14 protein-coding genes are annotated in these 18431 nt (G+C 71.8%); 5 read left to right on the forward strand and 9 right to left on the reverse strand.

What is annotated here, in order from left to right:
• Positions 1-44: 44 nt before the first annotated feature.
• Both IC607_RS09990 and IC607_RS09995 read right to left on the reverse strand, forming a co-directional pair.
• Positions 45-4571 (reverse strand): endo-1,4-beta-xylanase, encoded by a 4527-nt coding sequence (locus IC607_RS09990; RefSeq protein ID WP_191787242.1) that lies wholly within the window; start codon positions 4569-4571, stop codon positions 45-47.
• Positions 4572-4904: 333 nt separating this feature from the next.
• Complete coding sequence (locus IC607_RS09995) at positions 4905-5906, reverse strand: LacI family DNA-binding transcriptional regulator (protein ID WP_370526124.1); 1002 nt, start codon at positions 5904-5906, stop codon at positions 4905-4907.
• A 101-nt stretch (positions 5907-6007) separates the two neighbouring features.
• On the opposite strand from IC607_RS09995, the gene IC607_RS10000 reads away from it, so the two are divergent.
• From IC607_RS10000 to IC607_RS10020, 5 genes are all read left to right on the forward strand, one after another.
• Entirely contained in the window at positions 6008-7255 is a 1248-nt protein-coding gene (locus IC607_RS10000; protein ID WP_191787243.1) for an endo-1,4-beta-xylanase, read from the forward strand.
• A gap of 28 nt (positions 7256-7283) precedes the next feature.
• Entirely contained in the window at positions 7284-7913 is a 630-nt protein-coding gene (locus IC607_RS10005) for a TetR/AcrR family transcriptional regulator (RefSeq protein ID WP_191787244.1), read from the forward strand.
• A gap of 258 nt (positions 7914-8171) precedes the next feature.
• Positions 8172-8540, forward strand: coding sequence for a peptidase inhibitor family I36 protein (locus IC607_RS10010; RefSeq protein WP_191787245.1), 369 nt, complete (start codon positions 8172-8174; stop codon positions 8538-8540).
• Positions 8541-8560: 20 nt separating this feature from the next.
• Entirely contained in the window at positions 8561-9079 is a 519-nt protein-coding gene (locus tag IC607_RS10015) for a sigma-70 family RNA polymerase sigma factor (protein WP_191787246.1), read from the forward strand.
• Positions 9076-10191, forward strand: coding sequence for a CU044_5270 family protein (locus IC607_RS10020; RefSeq protein ID WP_191787247.1), 1116 nt, complete (start codon positions 9076-9078; stop codon positions 10189-10191). The genes IC607_RS10015 and IC607_RS10020 overlap by 4 nt, the downstream gene beginning before the upstream one ends.
• Positions 10192-10272: 81 nt before the next feature.
• Here the strand turns inward: IC607_RS10020 and IC607_RS10025 are convergent, their stop codons facing one another.
• The 7 genes from IC607_RS10025 to IC607_RS10055 form a co-directional block, all read right to left on the reverse strand.
• Positions 10273-10887, reverse strand: a complete 615-nt coding sequence (locus IC607_RS10025) for a DUF4190 domain-containing protein (RefSeq protein ID WP_370526125.1) — start codon at positions 10885-10887, stop codon at positions 10273-10275.
• A 7-nt stretch (positions 10888-10894) separates the two neighbouring features.
• Positions 10895-11653 carry a DUF4190 domain-containing protein gene (locus IC607_RS10030; RefSeq protein ID WP_191787248.1) on the reverse strand — a complete coding sequence of 253 codons (759 nt, stop codon included), beginning with the start codon at positions 11651-11653 and terminating at the stop codon, positions 10895-10897.
• A gap of 40 nt (positions 11654-11693) precedes the next feature.
• Positions 11694-12485, reverse strand: a complete 792-nt coding sequence (locus IC607_RS10035) for an exodeoxyribonuclease III (protein WP_191787249.1) — start codon at positions 12483-12485, stop codon at positions 11694-11696.
• Positions 12486-12553: 68 nt separating this feature from the next.
• Positions 12554-13900, reverse strand: coding sequence for a serine hydrolase (locus tag IC607_RS10040; RefSeq protein ID WP_191787250.1), 1347 nt, complete (start codon positions 13898-13900; stop codon positions 12554-12556).
• 194 nt (positions 13901-14094) lie between these two features.
• Entirely contained in the window at positions 14095-15618 is a 1524-nt protein-coding gene (gene glpK, locus IC607_RS10045; RefSeq protein ID WP_191787251.1) for a glycerol kinase GlpK, read from the reverse strand.
• A 104-nt stretch (positions 15619-15722) separates the two neighbouring features.
• Entirely contained in the window at positions 15723-16475 is a 753-nt protein-coding gene (locus IC607_RS10050; RefSeq protein ID WP_191787745.1) for an MIP/aquaporin family protein, read from the reverse strand.
• 78 nt (positions 16476-16553) lie between these two features.
• A complete protein-coding gene (locus tag IC607_RS10055; protein ID WP_191787252.1) occupies positions 16554-18365 on the reverse strand; it encodes a glycerol-3-phosphate dehydrogenase/oxidase in 1812 nt (603 codons plus the stop codon).
• Between the last annotated feature and the right edge of the window lie 66 nt (positions 18366-18431).

An 18431-nucleotide genomic window follows, 5' to 3' on the forward strand; every position in this document is an offset into this window, starting at 1 on the left:
GTCGGGGTGGGGGGTGACCCGGGGCCCTCGGCGGTCGGTGCGGCCTACCGCTTCACGTTGACCTTCGCGGTGTGGGACGTGACCGTCCCGGCCTTGTTCTTGGCGACGACGCGGTACGAGGCCTTGTTCGCCTTCACGACGAGCGTGCGGGCGGTGGCGCCGCGCACGGCGGTCCACTTCGACGAGCCGGCCTTCTTCACGTACCACTGCAGCTTCGGCGCCGGCGTACCGGTGACGGTGACCGACAGCTTCACCTTCTTGCCGGCCTTGACCGTCGCCGAGCGGGGCTGCTTGGTGATCCTCGGCTTCACCGGGGTCGCCGACACCGTCGCCGCCTTGGTCGTGGTCGAGCCCGCCGTGTTGGTGAACACGGCCCGGTAGGCCACGCTCGTCGCCCCGACGGTCACCTTGAGCGAGGTCGCCCTGGCGTTCTTGATCGCCTTCCAGGTCGACGAGCCCGCGGTCCGCTGCTCCCAGCGCACGGTGGGTGCCGGGTAGCCGTTGGCGGCGGCGCTCAGGGTCACCGAGCGTCCCGCCCTGGCCTGGGTCGACGACGGGTTCTTGGTGATCACCGGCGCCACGGCGCGCACCCGCACGGTGGCGGCCGACGACGTCGCCGTCCCCACCGAGTTGGTGAACACGGCCCGGTAGGCGGCCCCGTCGTTGGCTGCGGAGACCTTGACCTTCAGGGCCCCGGTGGTGGCACCGGCGACGGACTTCCAGGTCGACGAGCCCGCGGCGCGGCGCTGCCACGCGACCGTCGGCGCCGGGAGCCCGGAGGCCGCGGCCGTCAGGGTCACCGTGGAGTCGAGCTTCGCGGTGACGGACTGGGGCTGGCTCGTGACCACCGGCGCCGAGGTGGGAGGAGCCACCTCGCCGGCGAACTGAGCGACACCCCACCGGGCGGTGTTCTGGTAGGACCGACCCGTCGGGTCGGACCAGATCCGCACGGCCTGACGCACACCGGCGGCGGCGTCGTTGACCTGGAAGTCCATGCCCGCGAGGTCACCGGCGGTGACCTCGTGGCCCAGGGACAGCGACGCCTCGACGACGTACCCGCCGTCGACGATCTTCGCCGCGGAGGTCAGCCGATCGCCGATGACTGTGGTGTCACCGCTGATCGACTGCGCGCCCTTGTAGTTGATCCGGTACTGGCCGTCGACCGGGTTGTACGCCCCGGACTTCGCGTTGACCGGGTCGAGGAAGATCTCGACCGAGTCCTGCTCCCACGCGTTCGACGACGTCGCGTCGAGGGTGGGGTCGGCGACCTGCGCCAGCACGTCGACCTTGTCGTCGTGCCACAGGAGACGGACCGTGGCGACCGCGCCGCCCGTGCCCTCCACCTGCGTGTTCGTCGTCACCGACGGCGCGTCGGCCCAGACCGCGTCGATGTCGCCGTCGATCGTCGGCGCGCTGGACGCCTCCGGGACGGTGACCCGGCTGATGGCCTCGATGAGCGTCGCGACGCCGAGCGCGCCGCCGGTCTCCTGCTTGTTGGTCAGGTCGTTCCACGAGTGCGTGCTGCCGCTGCCGTCGGCCACGCGCACGTCGAACGGGACCGTGTCGCCCTGCTCGAGCGCGTCGAGCGGGATCGTCGCGGTCGCGACGTAGCCGTCGGCCGTCGCCGTGGCGTCGGGCCGCTCGACGACGACCGGGTCGGCGCCGCCGAACAGCGTGACCGAGTCGTCGTCGCCGTCGTCGGTCGCGTCCGCCACGTGCACGCGGGCCTGCAGGCCCGACGACGTCCAGCGCAGCTGGAACCCGGTGTCGCCGCTGATCGCCGTGTCGGGGATCAGGTTCCAGTCGTCGCCCGACGCGGCGCGCGCGTCGACCTGGCGCGTCAGCGTCGGCAGCTTCGACGGGTCGACGATCCCCCAGAAGGCCGGCTTGGCCTGCAGGTCGTCGTCGAACAGGAGCGGGGCACCCGTCCGCCAGCTGCGGCTGTCGTACGGACCCCACACCGTCACGGAGAACAGGTCCGGGAACTCGCGGAGCATGTCGAACACGGACTGGTAGTAGTAGCCCTGCTCGACGAGCTTGTCCTGCGTGACCGTGCCGTCGATCTGCACGTCGAGCTCGCTGACGTCCTGCAGGATCCCGAGCGTCGCGAACTTCTCCAGCGTGACCTTCATCTGGTCGACCGGCTGCGCCAGGCTGACGTGGAACTGGTGCCCCACGCCGTCCACCGGGACGCCGTCGTCGAGGAGGCCCTTCACGACGTCGAACATCGCCTGCCGCTTGGCGGGCAGCTCGGTGTTGTAGTCGTTGATGAAGAGCTTGACCGGACCGCTCTTCTCGCCGCCGTTGAACGCCTCCGACGCGATCTCGAACGCGTCCTTCAGGTAGTCCGGACCCAGGGTGTCGTACCAGCCGCTGCGGCGCAGGCCGTCGCTCTCCGACTCGGCGATGGCCTCGTTGACCACGTCGAAGCCGACGATGGGGTTGCCGGCCGTGCCGTACTCGCCGTACTTGTCACGGAAGTGGTCGGCGACGGTCGTGATGTGCGTGCGCATCCGGTCCAGCAGCAACGCCTGGTCCGCAGCGCTGTCGGTCAGCGGCGTGCCGTCCTCGTGCTGGAAGAACCAGTCCGGCGTCTGGCTGTGCCACACCAGCGTGTGCCCCCAGACGCGCAGGTGGTTGGCGACCGCGAAGTCGACGAGCTGGTCGGCGGCCTCGAAGGTGAACTTCCCCTCCTCCGGCTGGATCGCCTCGGGCTTCATCTGGTTCTCGGGCGTGAACTGGGCGAAGTGCTTCGTCACCAGCTCCTTGCCCGAGCCCGTGGTCTCGCGTGCGTCGATCGCGACGCCCATCGGCCACGGCACCTCGGTCTTGAGCGACGGGATGTCCGTCTGCACCGGCGGGGCGGTGGAGCCGGAGACGACGATGTCGTCGACGAGGAACGACGCGGTGCCCGATGCGGTCTCGAAGTACAGCAACGCGGAGTCGGCGGCCGTCATGGCGTAGCTCCCGCTGATCTGCACCCACGCGCCGGACGTCACTCCGGTGGCGGTTGCCACCGTGTCGTACTGCGACTCACCGTCGGTGGTGCGCTGCACGCTGAGCCGGACGTCGGCCGGGGCGGTCTCGTCGGCTGCGAGGCGAACCCACGCGGACACGTCGTACGTGCGGCCGGCCGTCCAGCTGACCGACGCGCCGAGGCCGTGCCACGACTGCGTGCGGCCCGTGATGCTCGCGGAGGCCGCGCCCCCGTGGGCGACGTCGGAGATGGCGACGGCCGGTGCGTTGTCGCTGCCGCGCGCCGCCCACAGCCCGAGGCCGTCCTCGAAGCCGGTGCTCAGACTCGGTCCGGACGGGGTGTCGTCAGCCGGGCCGCCCTGCGGGAGGGTGAACGTCCAGCCCGCCGCGAGGCGCTCGGTGACGACGGTCTTGACCGCGGCGAGCGTGCCCGACCGGTCGCCGCCGCCGTCGTGCGTCAGCACGACCTGGCCGGCCTTCATCGCGGCACGCAGGTTGGTGGTCAGCGTGGGGACGTCCTGCGTCTCCCAGTCGCTGATGGTGTTGACCACGGCCAGCGGCTGCATGCCCAGGTCCACGGCCACCTGGGCCGTCTGGCCCCAGCTGCCGTTGGGGGCGCGGAAGTACGGGACGGCGGCGTCGGGGTCGCCGAGCGCGTCGCGGATGATGCCGAGGTTCTTGACCAGGTCGGCGCGGACGTCGGCCGGGGTCCAGCTGCCCATGTCGGCATACGTCGTCGAGTGGTTGCACAGCGTGTGGCCCTCGGCGACGATCCGGCGCAGCAGCTCGGCGCCGCCGTTCTGCTGGATGTTCTGGCCGATCACGCAGAACGTCGCGTGGATGCCCTGGTCCTTGAGGAAGTCGAGCAGCTTCTCGGTGGTGCCGGGGTTCGGACCGTCGTCGAACGTCAACGCGGCCACGTCACCCGTGCCGCGCGCCGCGGTGACGGGGGTGGTGGTGGGGTTCACGGCACCTCCAGAGGTGACGTCGCCGGGGTCGGTGCTGCCGCCCGTCGTCGACGTGATGTCGACGTCGTCGAGCAGCAGGTCGGGCTGCTTGCCGTCGATCGCGGCAGCCTCGAGGTAGAGGGTGGCCGTCGCGACGTTCGTGGCGCGCGTGTACGAACCGGTCAGGTGGACCCAGCCGTCGGCGCTCGCGGTCATGGGGCTGCCGACCCAGGTGTACGTGTTGTCGGTGGCGCCGGTGGTCTTCGACTCGACCGTGAAGTGGACGCCCGACGTGCCGGTGGTGCCGGCGGGGAGCTTGACCCACGCGCTCACGCTCACGGCGGCGTCGCCGGGGAAGAGGGTGGCGACGTTGGTGGCGGCGCCGTTCCAGTCGGCCGTCGCACCGGTGATCGACAGCGCGTGCGTGCCGCCGTGCGCCTCGGCAGTCGTCGTCGCGACGGTGACGGAGCCGCGCGGACCCCACGGCGTCGCGCTGCCGTTCTCGAAGTCGTTGCTGAGCAGCGTGGTGGTCTCGTCGGCCGATGCCGTCGTGGCGAGGCCGGTCAGAGTCAGTCCTGCGGTCGTGGCGGCGACGGCGAGCGCGAGCGCCCCTGTGCCTGCCTTCGTGAGCATGCGTACGGATCTCATCAGCGCTCCCTTGCGCGACGATGCGGGTCCCACCCCGGACCGGACCCTACGGGGGATTTGTGCCGCATGCCAGGGAGTTCGATAACGATACGGATAACGTTATCGAAGCGAGCCTGCTGCGGCGGCCGGTCCACACCCCGATCGCGCGGCCAGCCGGCGTGCGTCGGCGAGTCGTCGGTTTCCCGCGGCCGGTAGTCGGTCTCCCCTCGAGGTAGTGGGTTGCAACCGACTACCTCGCTGGAACCCGACTACTCGCGGGCCGGGTGGGAGGGGGCGCGGGGCGCGTGGTGCGCTGGGGCGCGTGGTGTGCTGCGGGCCGGGGTGGTCAGATGCTCAGATCGCGCGGCAGCTGGCGCGTTCCACCATCGACGTCGACAGGCGGACGTGCGTGGACGCGACGTCGCGGCCGGCGATGAGGTCGACGAGCATGTGCAGCGCGGTCGCGCCCATGTCCTGCAGCGGCTGCGCGATGGTGGTGAGAGGCGGGTTGGCCAGGGCCGACTCGGGCACGTTGTCGAAGCCGATCACCGACAGGTCGTCGGGCACCCGCAGACCCAGCTCGCGTGCGACCTCCATGGTCCTGATGGCGGAGAGGTCGTTGGCGGCGAAGATCGCGGTGGGGCGGTCGTCGAGCGTCAGCAGGTCGTGGGCAGGGGCGGTCGCCGAGTCGGGGCGGAAGTCGCCGTTGCGGACGAGCGCCTCGTCGACGGGGACGCCCGCGGCGGCCATCGCGTGCCGGAAGCCGTCCTCGCGCAGGCGGGCCGACTCGAGGTCCGGGCGCCCCCCGAGCAGAGCGATCCGCCGGTGGCCGAGGCCCAGCAGGTACTCGGTGGCCAGCACGGAGCCGGCGAAGTTGTCGGAGTCGACGGTCGGCGCGCCCGACGGTCCCGTGTGCGGGTCGACCGCGACCACGGGGATCCCGTTCTGCGCCGCGACGACGGTGGGCGTCACGATGATCGCGCCGTCGATCAGCGTGCCGCCCAGTCGCTTGAGCGAGCGCTGCTCCCAGCCGACGGCGCCGCGCGGGTGGCCGCCGGAGTAGGCGAGGAGCTCGAACCCCGTCGGGCCGATCGCCTCCGACGCACCCTTGAGCAGCTCGGCGCTGAAGGGCTCGAACTCGGCGACCAGGACGCCGATGACGTTCGTCTTGTGGCTGCGCAGGCTCTGCGCGCCCAGGCTCGTCTCGTAGCCCAGCTCCTCGATCACCGCGGACACGCGGGCGAAGGTCGAGGCGGAGACCCCGTAGCGTCCGTTGACCACCTTGGACACGGTGGCCACGGAGACGCCGGCTGCGCGCGCGACGTCCTCCATCTTGACGCGAGCGACGGTCTCCACGCCCGGAGCATAACGCTCGGATAACGTTATCGATAACGGACGTCCGTCCGTGTCCGCCCGCGAAGATCACTGGCCGCACCCCGGCCCGACCAGGAGAGACGATGACGTCACCCACCGCCCACCGCACCGGATCGGCCGTCGTGCGGGTGACGCACGACGACGGGACGCCTGCCGCCCGCACGGAGGTCGTCGTCGAGCAGACCCGGCACGCGTTCGGCTTCGGCAACATCGGCTTCGACCTGATCAGCCTGGCCAACGGCGGGCGCGACGACCGTCCGCAGGTGTTCGGCGGCGCCGGGGCCGCGCACCGCGAGCGCCTGGCCGAGCTGTGGTTCGACCTGTTCGACACGGCGACCCTGCCGTTCTACTGGTCGGGCTTCGAGCCGAGCGAGGGTGCTCCCGACACCGACCGGCTGCTGCGGGCCGCGCGCTGGTTCGTCGAGCGCGGGGCGACCGTCAAGGGGCACCCGTTGGTCTGGCACACGCTCGCACCGCGCTGGCTGCTGCGCCGGTCCGACGACGACGTCGAGGCCGCGATCCGCGCGCGGGTGCGCCGCGAGGTGACGGACTTCGCCGGCGTCGTCGACCTGTGGGACGCCATCAACGAGGTCGTGATCATGCCGGTCTTCGACAAGGAGGACAACGCCGTGACGCGGCTGGCGCAGGCGCGCGGCCGCGTCGCGATGGTCCGGCTCGCGTTCGACGAGGCGCGCGCGGCCAACCCGGCCGCCCGGCTGGTGCTCAACGACTTCGACCTGTCCGCCGACTACGAGCACCTGATCGAGGAGTGCCTCGACGCGGGCATCGTGATCGACGCGCTGGGTCTGCAGACGCACATGCACCAGGGCTACCGGGGCGAGGACCAGATCCTCGCGATCCTCGACCGCTTCGCGCGGTTCGGCCTCCCGCTGCAGCTCACCGAGACGACGTTGGTGTCGGGCGACCTCATGCCGGCGCACATCGTCGACCTCAACGACCACCAGGTCTCGTCATGGCCCTCGACGCCGCAGGGCGAGGACCGGCAGGCCGACGAGATCGAGCGGCACTACCGCACGCTGTTCGGCCATCCGGCGGTGGAGTCCGCGACCTACTGGGGCCTGACGGACGAGGGAGCGTGGCTGGGGGCCCCGGCGGGGCTGGTCCGCGCGGACGGGACCCCGAAGCCGGCGTACGACGCCCTGCGGGGGCTGGTGCGCGGCGAGTGGTGGCTGCCGCCGACCCGGATGACGACCGACGACGAGGGCCGCGTGACGGTGCACGGCTTCGCGGGTGACTACCGGGTCACCGTCCCGGGGGCTCGCGCGCTCGACGTGTCGCTCGAGCCGTCGGCCGTGGCCGGTCGCGGGTGAGGAGGACGCGGCGTGGGATGCTGACGCCATGACAGTGCAGTCGACGTCGCCGCGGGCCGGCGGCTACGCCCGCGGCCGGGCCACGCGCGAGGAGATCCTCGACGCGGCGATGCGCCTGTTCGGCGACGTCGGCTACCACACCACGTCCCTGCGGGACGTGGCCGCGCGCGTGGGCATCTCCCACCCCGGCCTGCTGCACCACTTCCCCACGAAGGCCGCCTTGCTCGAGGCCGTGCTGCAGCGGCGCGACGAGGTGGACGGCACGGCGTTCGACGACGACGTGGCCACGAGCGGCGACTTCCTCGAGGCGCTGGCGCGGCTCGCGGACCGCAACGCAGCCCGCCCCGGCATCGTCGAGCTGTACGCGACCCTCTCTGCCGAGGCGACGTCCCCCGAGCACCCCGCGCACGACTACTTCCGCGCCCGCTACGTGCGGGTCCTGGCACAGACGACGGCGGCGTTCGAGGCGCTCCAGAGCGAGGGCCGTCTGCGGCCCGGCCTTGACGCCGCGACGGCCGCGCGCCTGTCCGTCGCCGGCATGGACGGGCTCCAGGTGCAGTGGCTCATGGCGGCCGACGCGCCCGACGGTCGGGTGGACATGGCGGCGGCGATCCGCGCGCTGCACGCCTCGCTGCTGACGGACCTCACCGGCGTGTGATGCACGTCACACGTCACCGATGTGACGTCTGACGCTCCTGGCGGGACTTAGTCACCGTGCACCAGGGGCGTCAAGGGGCCGTCCCCGGTCTGGCAGCCCGTGCCGCCGTTCGTCGTGACCTCGGAGGGGGGTCCGGCGGGCGGCGGCGGGCGGCACGTCCCGGCCGCCGCGACGCGGCGGCAACCGGTACCGATGCAGGAGCAGCCGTGAAGAGCCCGTACGCTGTGCGCGCACAACACGGGAACGGAGACCGGGACGATGGGGCGCATCGCGCGCGCAGCGGCTGCGCTGACGCTGTGCGTCGCGGGGGCGGCGCTAGCGCCGGCTGCCGTGGCCGACGACGTGGACCTCGTGCCTGCGTCGGCCGGGCAGTGCGAGGCGGGCCAGTTCTGCGTGTGGTCATCGGCGGGTTACGTCGGGACGTTCCAGTCCGTGGGCTCGACCACGGTCAAGGCCACCGCGATGCCCGTGGCGCGCAGCGTCTGGAACCGTTCGGGCAAGGCCGCCGCGGTGTACTCCGGGCTGTCGGGCTCGGGCGCCGCCACGTGCTACGCCCCCGGTACGCAGATCTCGGCGACCTCCGTCGCCGCCGCGTCGTTCCGCCTTCTCTCCACGTCCAGCTGCTGACGGAACCGTCGGTCGTCGTCGTGCCCGAGCAGAGTGCCGCAGGGGAGTTCGAGTCGTTCTTCGTGGCGACCGCACCCCAGGTGCGGCGGTACGCCCACCGGATGGTCGACGCCGCGAGCGTGGACGACATCGTCTCGGAGACGTTCACGCTGGTGTGGCAGCGCTGGGTGGACGTGCCGACGGAGGAGGCGCCGCGCCGCGCCTGGACGTTCCGGGTGGCGCACCACCGCGTGCAGCACTGGTACGAGGCCAAGCAGCGGGACGTCCGCCTGAACCGGCGGCTCGCGCCCGTCCGGACCGACGTCGCCGACCACGCGGCGGACGTGACCGACGAGGCCGACGTCGCCGCCGTGCTCGCGCTGCTGCCGCCGGCCGAGCGCGAGGCGATGTGGCTCGTCGTCTGCGTCGGGCTGACCCCGAAGGACGCGGCCTTCGTCCTGGACTGCTCGGCCAGCGCGCTGACCACCCGCCTGAGCCGGGCACGGCAGCGGCTGACCGTGATATTGGCCGACCGGGTGGCCCAGGAGGTGAACCGATGACCGCCTTCGAACGCGCACAGGCAGAGGTCGACGCGCTCACCGCCCTGCTCCTCGAGAACGGGATCGAGCCGCGCGACGTGGCTCCCGATGCTGCGCCCGAGGCCGGCCCCGCCGAGGTCTCTGCCGCCGATCGCCTCCTGCTCGACGCCATCCTGGCCGGCGAGACGACGGCCGCACCGGCGCCCGGGCGCTCGCGCCTCGTGCGGCGCCGCGTCATCCAGCTCGCCGCCGTGGCCTGCGCCGCCCTCGTGGTCCTGACCTCGTCGACGGTCCTCGGCACCCGGCACGACGCCGCGGTCGCGGGGCCGCCGGCGCTGATGACGTACGGCTCGTCGAGCCTGGCCGAGGTGTATGCGGGCACCGCACCGTCGGCCTCGAGCGCGCTGCTGAAGCTCGCGGACGTCGCGGACGCGCAGCCCCCCATCGCCACCGAAGGCGACCAGGAGGTGCGCGCGTACGCCTGGTACTCGAGCGGCGCCGAGGTCGACGGGGTCGACCAGAAGGTGGTCGAGCCAGTCACGGAGAAGAACGTGCTGCGGCCCGACGGGTCCGCGACCACCTCCCAGGACCGGTCCTCGGGCCTCGACGTCAACGGCAAGGTGGTCGACCGTCGCGTCGACCGTGCGACGGGGAAGGTCACGGGCGACGACCTGCCACCGGGCACCTTCGACCCCGCGTGGGTGCGCAACCTCCCCCGCGACGTCGACGGCATGCGCGCTGCGCTCCTCGACCGCATCGGCGGACCCGAGGCGTGCTCGGGCAAGGACGGCGGGCTCGACGTGGCGGGGTGCCTGTCCTCGGAGCTCACGGGGGACGTGACGTCGTTCTGGGTGGTACCGCCGGACGTCTCGGCCACGATGTGGCGGACGTTCGCCGCCGAGAAGGACGTCTACCTGCTGGGCGACACCACCGACCGCGTGGGCCGCAAGGGCGTCGCCGTCGCGGTGATGGAGCCCGCGACACCCGACTACACGCGGGCCGACGTCCTGATCATCTCCCCGACCACCGGCCAGCTGCTCTCGTGGGAGTGGCTCGACGAGGACCCGGCTGCGAAGGGCGGCGCGGACGTCGCCGCCTTCCGTGCGATCACGTCGGCGAGGTACGTGCCCTGACCCGCGGGCCCTGTTCGCGCCACCGGTTGCCGTTGCAGGTGCGCCAGACGCGCCCGGCCTCGGCGCGGCCGACGGGACGCGTCAGCCGGTGGCGACCAGGCACAGGCCAGTGCGGTCGCCGCTGGCCCAGCCGTCGTGCGTCGGCGCCCACGTGACGACCTCGTCGCCCGCCTTCTGCTCGTCGCTGCTCAGCACGCACGCCTGCGCGACGCGGGTGTCCGCCCCTGCCTGACCGGGCCAGACGGCGTCGTCGCCGAACCGGTACTCCGAGACCACGCTCGCCGCGTGCTCGTCGGCGCACGGCACCACGCGCACGGTGTCGACGTCCCCGTCCGGTGGCAGGTCAGCCAGGCAGTTGCCGACGACGAGCTGGGCGACGTGCGCGTCTCGCGGCGCGGACACGTCGGTCGGCAGCGGCGACGTGGTGCGGTCCGTCAGCACGACGACGAGCAGGATCGCGGCCCACGCCAGAGTCCCGAGGATGCCCAGGACGATGCCGGCGACGGCGAGCCCACGTCCCCGTGTGCTCCGGGACGCGATGCGTCGTCGGGCGACCAGGCCCAGGACCAGCGCGACCGGTCCGAGAGCCAGGAGGCCTGTGACCAGTGCCGCGACGGCCGTCGGTTCGGTCCGTGGCCGTGGCGGCTGCCAGCCCGGCGCGTAGTACGGCTCCGCGTACCCGGGCGTGGAGGACACGGTGCGGTCAGACGAGGGCGAGCGGATCGGCCGACGGCACGGCCGGGGCCTGCGTGGTCACGCTGACGTCGGAGGTGCTGTAGTCCCAGTCCGAGTCGTCGTAGGTGTTCGAGCCCCAGATCGCGAGGCCGATGATCAGCGCGATGAAGGCCAGGATCAGCAGCGTCCCGAACGCGCCGATCGCGATGCCGGCGATCGCGAAGCCCCGGCCGTCGGTCCCGTTGCGCTTGATCCGGCGCAGCGACGCGATGCCGAGGCCGAGACCGACCGGGCACGGGATGCCGGCGAGCACGACCAGGCCGCCGAGGCTCGTCGCGAACGACGCGATGGCCAGTCCGTCGGTCCCGCGCGAGCCGTACCCCGCGGGCGCATACGTGCCCCCGGGACTCGGGTACGTCGGCTGACCGTACGCGGGCTGACCGTACGGCGGCGGGTAGCCGGGCTGGCTGTACTGAGGCTGACCGTACTGCGGTTGCCCGTACTGCGGTTGCCCGTACTGGGGTTGGCCGTATTGCGGCTGGCCGTAGGAGGGCTGCCCGGATGACTGGCCGTAGGGCTGCTGACCGTGCTGAGGCTGCTGGCTCGGCTGCACGTAGGGAGCCGTCGGAGGGAGCACGGCCTCGTACCCGCTGGGCGGAGGCGGCACCGGCATGCCGGTCGGCTGCTGCGGCTTGGTCACGTCGGGGCGGCCCGGCTCGGGGTGCGCGCCACCGGCGTCGTCGCCTCGTGGTGCGAACGGGTTGTCGTCGCTCTGCCCGGTGCTCATGTGCGCAACCTACCGAATGGTGGCCCGTTCGCGGTGCGACTCAGTCCGCGAGCTCGAGGACCACGGGGACGTGGTCGGAGGGCTGCTTGCCCTTGCGCTCGTTGCGCTCGATCGTCACGCCGGTCACCCGCGCGGCCAGCGCGGGCGAGGCGTAGGTGAGGTCGATGCGCATGCCCATGTTCTTGGGGAAGCGCAGCTGCTGGTAGTCCCAGTAGGTGTAGGTGTGCTCGGCAGGGATGTGCTCGCGGCTCACCTCGGTGTACCCGGCGGACGCGATCGCCGTGAACGCGTCGCGCTCGGCGGGCGTGACGTGGGTGCGGCCGGCGAAGTAGTCGATGTCCCACACGTCGGTGTCGAGCGGGGCGATGTTCCAGTCGCCGACGAGCGCCACCTGCGCGTCGGGGTCGGCCTGCAGCCAGCCGCTGGCGGTGTCCCGCAGCCGGGCCAGCCAGTCGAGCTTGTAGGCGTAGTGCGGGTCGTCGATCTCCCGACCGTTGGGCACGTACAGGCTCCACACACGCACACCGCCGCACGTCGCGCCGATGGCCCGCGCCTCCGCGGCGGCTGGGTCGCCCCACGTGGGCATGCCATCGAAGCCGATCTCAACGTCCTCGATGCCGACCTTGGACAGGATCGCGACGCCGTTCCACTGGCTGAACCCGCTGGTCACGACCTCGTAGCCGAGCGCCCCGAACTCCTCGCGCGGGAACTGCTCGTCCTTGCACTTGGTCTCCTGCAGCGCCAGGACGTCCACCCCGGTGCGCTCCAGGAAGGCCAGCGCGCGGTGCGCGCGGGCACGGATCGAGTTGATGTTCCACGTGGCGACGAGCATGGCGGTCACGCTACCTGCCCGCACCCACGCAGCCCGCGAGGTGTGCGGGGCGTCCGGGCTCGGTCGGGTCAGTGCAAGGCGGTGATCAGGGCCGCGACCGACGAGACGACACGGTCGTCGTCGGCCTCCGGGGTGAAGCCCAGGCGTGCGACGACGAGCTGCTCCGACGGCACGACCGCCACCCACTGCCCGTCGTGCCCCTCGGCGAAGTACGCGTCCGCGGGGATGCCCTGCTCCACCACCGAGCCGTCGGGGCGCGCGTTCGACCACCAGCCCGTGGCGTACCCGTCGGATCCGGCTTCCACCGTCGTGTCGACGGCCTTGGTCGACTGCGCCATCCAGTCGGTGGGCAGCAGCTGCCGGCCGCCCCACGACCCGTTCTGCAGCGCGAACTGCCCCACCGACGCCCAGTCGCGCGGCGTGGCCCACATGTAGGAGCTGCACACCGGCGTGCCGGCGGCGTCGGCCTCGAGCACGGCCGACGACAGGCCGAGCGGCGCGAAGACCTCGCGCCGCGGCGCGTCGGCGAGGCCGCGGTCCTTCGTCACGACCGCGCACGCCAGCGTCGTGCTGCCGCTCGAGTACTGCAGGTAAGAGCCCGGATCGTGGGCGAGCGGACGTGACGCGACGTAGGCACCCATGTCCGGCTCGAGGTAGAGCATCTTCGTGATGGGCGTGCCCAGCGAGTAGGTCTCGTCCCAGCTCAGCCCGCTGGTCATCTGCAGGAGCTGGCGCAGCGTGATGTTCGCGCGGTCGTCCGTCCACTCCGGCCGCAGGTGGTCGTCGTCGAGGCTGACCTGTCCTTCCTGCACCATCCGCCCGACCATCAGGTTGGTGACGGACTTCGTCATCGACCAGCCGAGCTGCGGCGTGGACCGGTCGAAGCCGTCGGCGTACCGCTCGCCCACCAGCTTGCCGTCCTTGAGCACGACGACACCGCGCGTGCCGAGCTCCTTGCGGGCGTCGTCGGACAGGTCCGTGCCGAACGCGTGGTCCAGCGCCTTCTCCACGGCCGGCGAGCCGGTGGTCGCCGGCAGCGCCGTGTACGGGTTGGCGTCCGCGGACACGGCGGTCGGCGTCGGCAGCGTCGTCGGCCGCTCGTCGGCGAGCGTGCAACCGAACCCGGTCGTCTCCCACGCCTTCTGCTTGGCGAGCACGCCCAGGATCGAGGACTGCGCGGCGGTGCCGTCGTCCGTGACCTTCGTCCTCAGGACGGGGACCAGCGGGTTGGGTGGCAGGTCGTCGGCCGCGTCGTCGCGCCCCGCGATCGTGTGCAGCGCGCACGCGTTGTGGGCGGCGTAGCCGGTGCCCGTGAGCAGCATCGGCCGCTCGTACCAGTAGCCGGCGGTGACGCCGACGACGAGGACGGCACCGACCGTCGTCGCGGCGATGGCGATCGTGCGCCTGCGGGTCATGCTGCCTTGCCTTCCGAGGTGTGAGACGGCGCGAATCGTCCCGCACCGGGCGAGGCCCCGGACGTCGTCGTCCTGTCCGCTCGCGCGGCACAGGATAGGTCACCCACCTAGGACGACGAGACAGATGCTGCAGACGGGATCGGCGGCTGCGAGACATCCGCAGCCGCCGATCCCGACCCTCCGCCGTTCGGGCGTCAGCTCACGTCGTCGTCGACCCAGTCGAAGGTCTTGGTGACGGCCTTCTTCCACAGCCGGTACTGCCGGTCGCGCTCGTCGGCCTCCATGGAGGGCTCCCAGCGCTTGTCCTCGGCCCAGTTGTCGATGACGTCCTGCTCGCCGGACCAGAACCCGACCGCGATGCCCGCGGCGTAGGCGGCGCCGAGCGCGGTCGTCTCGGCGACCTTCGGCCGGATGACGGGCACGCCCAGGATGTCGGCCTGGAACTGCATGAGCGCGTCGTTGGCGACCATGCCGCCGTCCACCTTGAGCTCGGACAGGTCGACGCCGGAGTCGGCGTTCATGGCGTCGAGGACCTCGCGGGTCTGGAAGGCCGTGGCCTCCAGGGCGGCCCGCGCGATGTGGCCCTTGTTGACGTACCGCGTCAGCCCGACGAGCGCGCCGCGCGCGTCCGAGCGCCAGTACGGCGCGAACAGCCCCGAGAACGCCGGCACGAAGTACGCGCCACCGTTGTCCTCGACCGTCTCGGCGAGCTTCTCGATCTCCGGGGCCGAGGAGATGATGCCCAGGTTGTCGCGCAGCCACTGCACCAGCGAGCCTGACACGGCGATCGAGCCCTCGAGCGCGTAGACCGCGTCCTGGTCGCCGATCTTGTAGCAGACCGTCGTCAGGAGCCCGTTCTTCGACGGGATCGGCTCGGTGCCCGTGTTGAGGAGCATGAAGTTGCCGGTGCCGTACGTGTTCTTGGCGTGCCCGACCTCGAAGCAGGCCTGGCCGAACGTGGCCGCCTGCTGGTCGCCGAGGATGCCCGCGATCGGGACGCCCGCCAGGAGGCCGCCCTCGCGGCCGGTGCCGTAGACCTCGGACGACGAGCGGATCTCCGGGAGCATCGACAGCGGGATGCCCATCTCACCGGCGATCTCCTCGTTCCACGTCAGCGTGTCGAGGTTCATCAGCATGGTGCGGGACGCGTTGGTGACGTCGGTGACGTGGATGCCCCCGTCGACCCCGCCCGTCATGTTCCACAGCACCCACGAGTCGGTGTTGCCGAACGCCAGGTCGCCGGCCTCGGCGGCCTCCCGGGCGCCGTCGACGTTGTCGAGGATCCAGCGGACCTTGGGACCCGAGAAGTAGGTGGCCAGGGGCAGGCCGACCTTGTCCTTGTAGCGGTCTGCGCCCCCGCCCAGCGCCCCCAGCTCGTCGGCGATCTTCTGCGTGCGCGTGTCCTGCCAGACGATCGCGTTGTAGACCGGGTCGCCCGTCTTGCGGTTCCAGACCACCGCGGTCTCGCGCTGGTTGGTGATCCCGACCGCGACGATGTCGCGCCCCGTCAGGTTGGCCTTGGTGAGGGCCAGGCCGACGACCTCGCGGACGTTGACCCAGATCTCTGCGGCGTCGTGCTCCACCCATCCCGCGCGCGGGAAGATCTGCTCGTGCTCCTTCTGACCGGTCGCGACGATCTGGCCGCCGTGGTCGAAGATGATCGCCCGGCTGCTGGTGGTGCCCTGGTCGATCGCGATGACGTACTTGCTGTCAGCCATGGTGGCTTCCTCCGTGTGGATGGTCTGCTGGGAGCCGGACGAGCCGCGCGGCTGCCCTGCGGCGCGGCTCGTCCGGGTCGATCTGCGGTGCTGGTTCGGGTCGGTCAGAAGACGTACGCGGTGGCGAGCAGGCCGGCGAGGAGACCACCGACCGCGGGGCCGATGACCGGCACCCACGAGTACGCCCAGTCGGAGGTGCCCTTGCCCGGGATGGGCAGGACGGCGTGCGCGATGCGGGGGCCGAGGTCACGCGCCGGGTTGATCGCGTATCCCGTCGGGCCACCGAGCGAGGCGCCGATGCCGACCACGAGGAGCGCCACGGGGAGGGCGCCGAGCTGGGCCGGGTTCTTGCCGAAGCACAGGATGACGAACACCAGCACGAAGGTCGCGATGACCTCGGTGATGAAGTTCCACGCGTAGGAGCGCAGCTCCGGACCGGTGGAGAAGACACCCAGCTTCACACCGGGCTCGGCCTCCTCGTCGAAGTGCTTCTTGTAGGCGAACCAGCACAGGACGGCGCCGATGAAGGCACCGATGAGCTGCGCGAGCATGTACCACATGGCGTTGCCGAACGTGGGGTTGATGCTCGCCGTGACCATGCCGTCCGGGCCGGTCACGCTGTAGAACGGCTGGTCCGCCGTCCACAGGCCGATGGTCACGGCGGGGTTGAGGTGGGCGCCGGACTTGAAGGCGACGTACACGCCCGCGAACACGGCGAGGCCCCACCCGAAGTTGATCATCAGCCAGCCGCCGCCGAAGCCCTTGGTCTTCGGCAGGATCGCGTTCGCGACGACTCCGGCTCCCAGCAGGATCAGCATCGCTGTGCCCATGATCTCGGAGACGAACGCGTGAGACATCAGTGTGCTCACTGAGGTATCCCTTCTGTACGGACGACGGTGTCACGTGCACCCCGCGCACCGGGCGCGGGGGTCTGGTCAGGTCCCGGCGGGGCCTGAGGTTCCGCGCCCGGCGGGCGAGGCGGGCTTGGTGCCGGCGCCGACGCGCTCGCCGACGGGGATCATGGGGGCGAGGTCGTCGGCCGCGAGGCGCGCCACCTCCGCGCCCGCGTCGTCGGACTCCGCGGCCGCCGCCTCCTCCGCGGCGGCACGTGCGCGGTACGCCTCGATCTCCTTCGCGCGCGTCGCGTCGTCCCAGCCCAGGACGGGCCCGACCAGGTCGGCGATCTCGTCGAGCGCGCCGACGCCCTTGTCCGCCTGCTCGTAGTTGAGGCGGGTGCGGTGCATGAGGATGTCGTCGAGGTGCAGCGCACCCTCGTGGCTCGCGGCGTAGACGACCTCGGCGCCGATGTACGCGGGAGCGTGCTCCAGGGGCTTGGCGAGGTCCGGCGTCGCGTCGCACAGGTCGACGATCTCGCCGAGCAGCGATCCGTACCGGTGCAGCAGGTGGTCCATGCGCTTGCGGTCCCAGCCGTAGCGAGCGCCCAGGGCGCGGGCCTGGCGCTGGAACACCCGCAGCCCCTCGGCACCGACGAGCGGGACCTCGTGGGTGATGGACGGCAGCGACGTGGCGCGCGAGCCGATCGCGAAGTCGACCGCATCCTTGGCCATCACGCGGTAGGTGGTGAGCTTGCCGCCCGCGATGACCGTCAGGCCGGGCGTCGGGGACGCGACCGTGTGCTCGCGGGAGACCTTGGCCGACGAGGTTCCCTCCTTGGTGCCGGGCTGCAGCAGCGGCCGCAGGCCCGCCCAGGTGCCGATGACGTCCTCGCGCGTGATGGGCCGCGACAGCACGGCGTTGGCGTGCTCGATCACGTAGTCGATGTCCGCGCTGGTGGCGACGGGGTGCGTGAGCTCCTGCTCCCACGGGGTGTCCGTGGTGCCGATGACCCAGTAGCGGGACCACGGGATGATGAACAGCACGGACTTCTCGGTCTGCAGGATCAGCCCCACGTCGCCGGAGATGCGCTCGCGCGGGACGACGATGTGGACGCCCTTGCTGGCCAGCACGCGCAGCCCGCCCTCGGCGCAGGCCAGGGACTGGGTCGCCTCCGTCCAGACGCCGGTCGCGTTGATGACGGCCCGGGCGCGGACGTTGAAGTGCTCGCCCGTCTCCAGGTCGACGAGCTCCGCGCCGGTCACCGCGCCGCCCGTCGTCGTGTGCAGGTCGACCACCTGCGTGCGGCTGGCCGCGTGCGCGCCGTAGCTGACGGCCGTGCGGACGAGGGTCTCGACCAGGCGCGCGTCGTCGACGCTCGCGTCCCAGTAGCGGACGGCCCCGATGGCCGCGTCGTGCCGAAGGTCCGGGAACAGGCGCTCCATGCCCTTGCGGGACAGGTGGCGGTGGATGGGCAGCGCGCGCTTGCCGCCGTTGACGGAGGCCAGCGTGTCGTAGAGCGCGACGCCCGCGCCGACGTACGCGCGCTCCCAGACCCGGTTCTCCAGCGGGTACAGGAAGCTGACGGGCTTGACCAGGTGCGGGGCGAGCCGGTTGATGAGCAGGTCGCGCTCGGTCAGGGCCTCGCGCACCAGGTGGAAGTCGAGCATCTGCAGGTAGCGCAGGCCGCCGTGGACCAGCTTCGACGAGCGCGACGACGTGCCCGATGCCCAGTCCTGCGCCTCGATCACTGCGGTGTTCAGCCCGCGCGTGACGGCGTCGAGCGCGATGCCCGCGCCCGTCACCCCGCCACCGATGACCAGGACGTCCAGCTCCTCGTCGCGGGACGCACTGGCCTTGAGGGCCGCCAGTGCGTCGGTCCGTGCCTGGGCGGTGAGCGGTGCGGTCCTCATCTGGGCGTCCTCCGGTGGCGGTGCGAATGTCGCGTCTGATGGCTATCGTCTGGGTGTCGGAACGAA

The sequence above is a fragment of the Cellulomonas sp. JH27-2 genome (assembly GCF_014837175.1).
Taxonomy (GTDB): Bacteria; Actinomycetota; Actinomycetes; order Actinomycetales; family Cellulomonadaceae; genus Cellulomonas.

Excerpts from the sequence above, each read along its gene's own strand:
- IC607_RS09990 (WP_191787242.1), bottom strand. The coding sequence starts at position 4,571 with ATGAGATCCGTACGCATGCTCACGAAGGCAGGCACAGGGGCGCTCGCG.
- IC607_RS10000 (WP_191787243.1), top strand. The coding sequence starts at position 6,008 with ATGACGTCACCCACCGCCCACCGCACCGGATCGGCCGTCGTGCGGGTG.
- IC607_RS10005 (WP_191787244.1), top strand. The coding sequence starts at position 7,284 with ATGACAGTGCAGTCGACGTCGCCGCGGGCCGGCGGCTACGCCCGCGGC.
- IC607_RS10010 (WP_191787245.1), top strand. The coding sequence starts at position 8,172 with ATGGGGCGCATCGCGCGCGCAGCGGCTGCGCTGACGCTGTGCGTCGCG.
- IC607_RS10020 (WP_191787247.1), top strand. The coding sequence starts at position 9,076 with ATGACCGCCTTCGAACGCGCACAGGCAGAGGTCGACGCGCTCACCGCC.
- IC607_RS10030 (WP_191787248.1), bottom strand. The coding sequence starts at position 11,653 with ATGAGCACCGGGCAGAGCGACGACAACCCGTTCGCACCACGAGGCGAC.
- IC607_RS10035 (WP_191787249.1), bottom strand. The coding sequence starts at position 12,485 with ATGCTCGTCGCCACGTGGAACATCAACTCGATCCGTGCCCGCGCGCAC.
- IC607_RS10040 (WP_191787250.1), bottom strand. The coding sequence starts at position 13,900 with ATGACCCGCAGGCGCACGATCGCCATCGCCGCGACGACGGTCGGTGCC.
- glpK (WP_191787251.1), bottom strand. The coding sequence starts at position 15,618 with ATGGCTGACAGCAAGTACGTCATCGCGATCGACCAGGGCACCACCAGC.
- IC607_RS10050 (WP_191787745.1), bottom strand. The coding sequence starts at position 16,475 with ATGTCTCACGCGTTCGTCTCCGAGATCATGGGCACAGCGATGCTGATC.
- IC607_RS10055 (WP_191787252.1), bottom strand. The coding sequence starts at position 18,365 with ATGAGGACCGCACCGCTCACCGCCCAGGCACGGACCGACGCACTGGCG.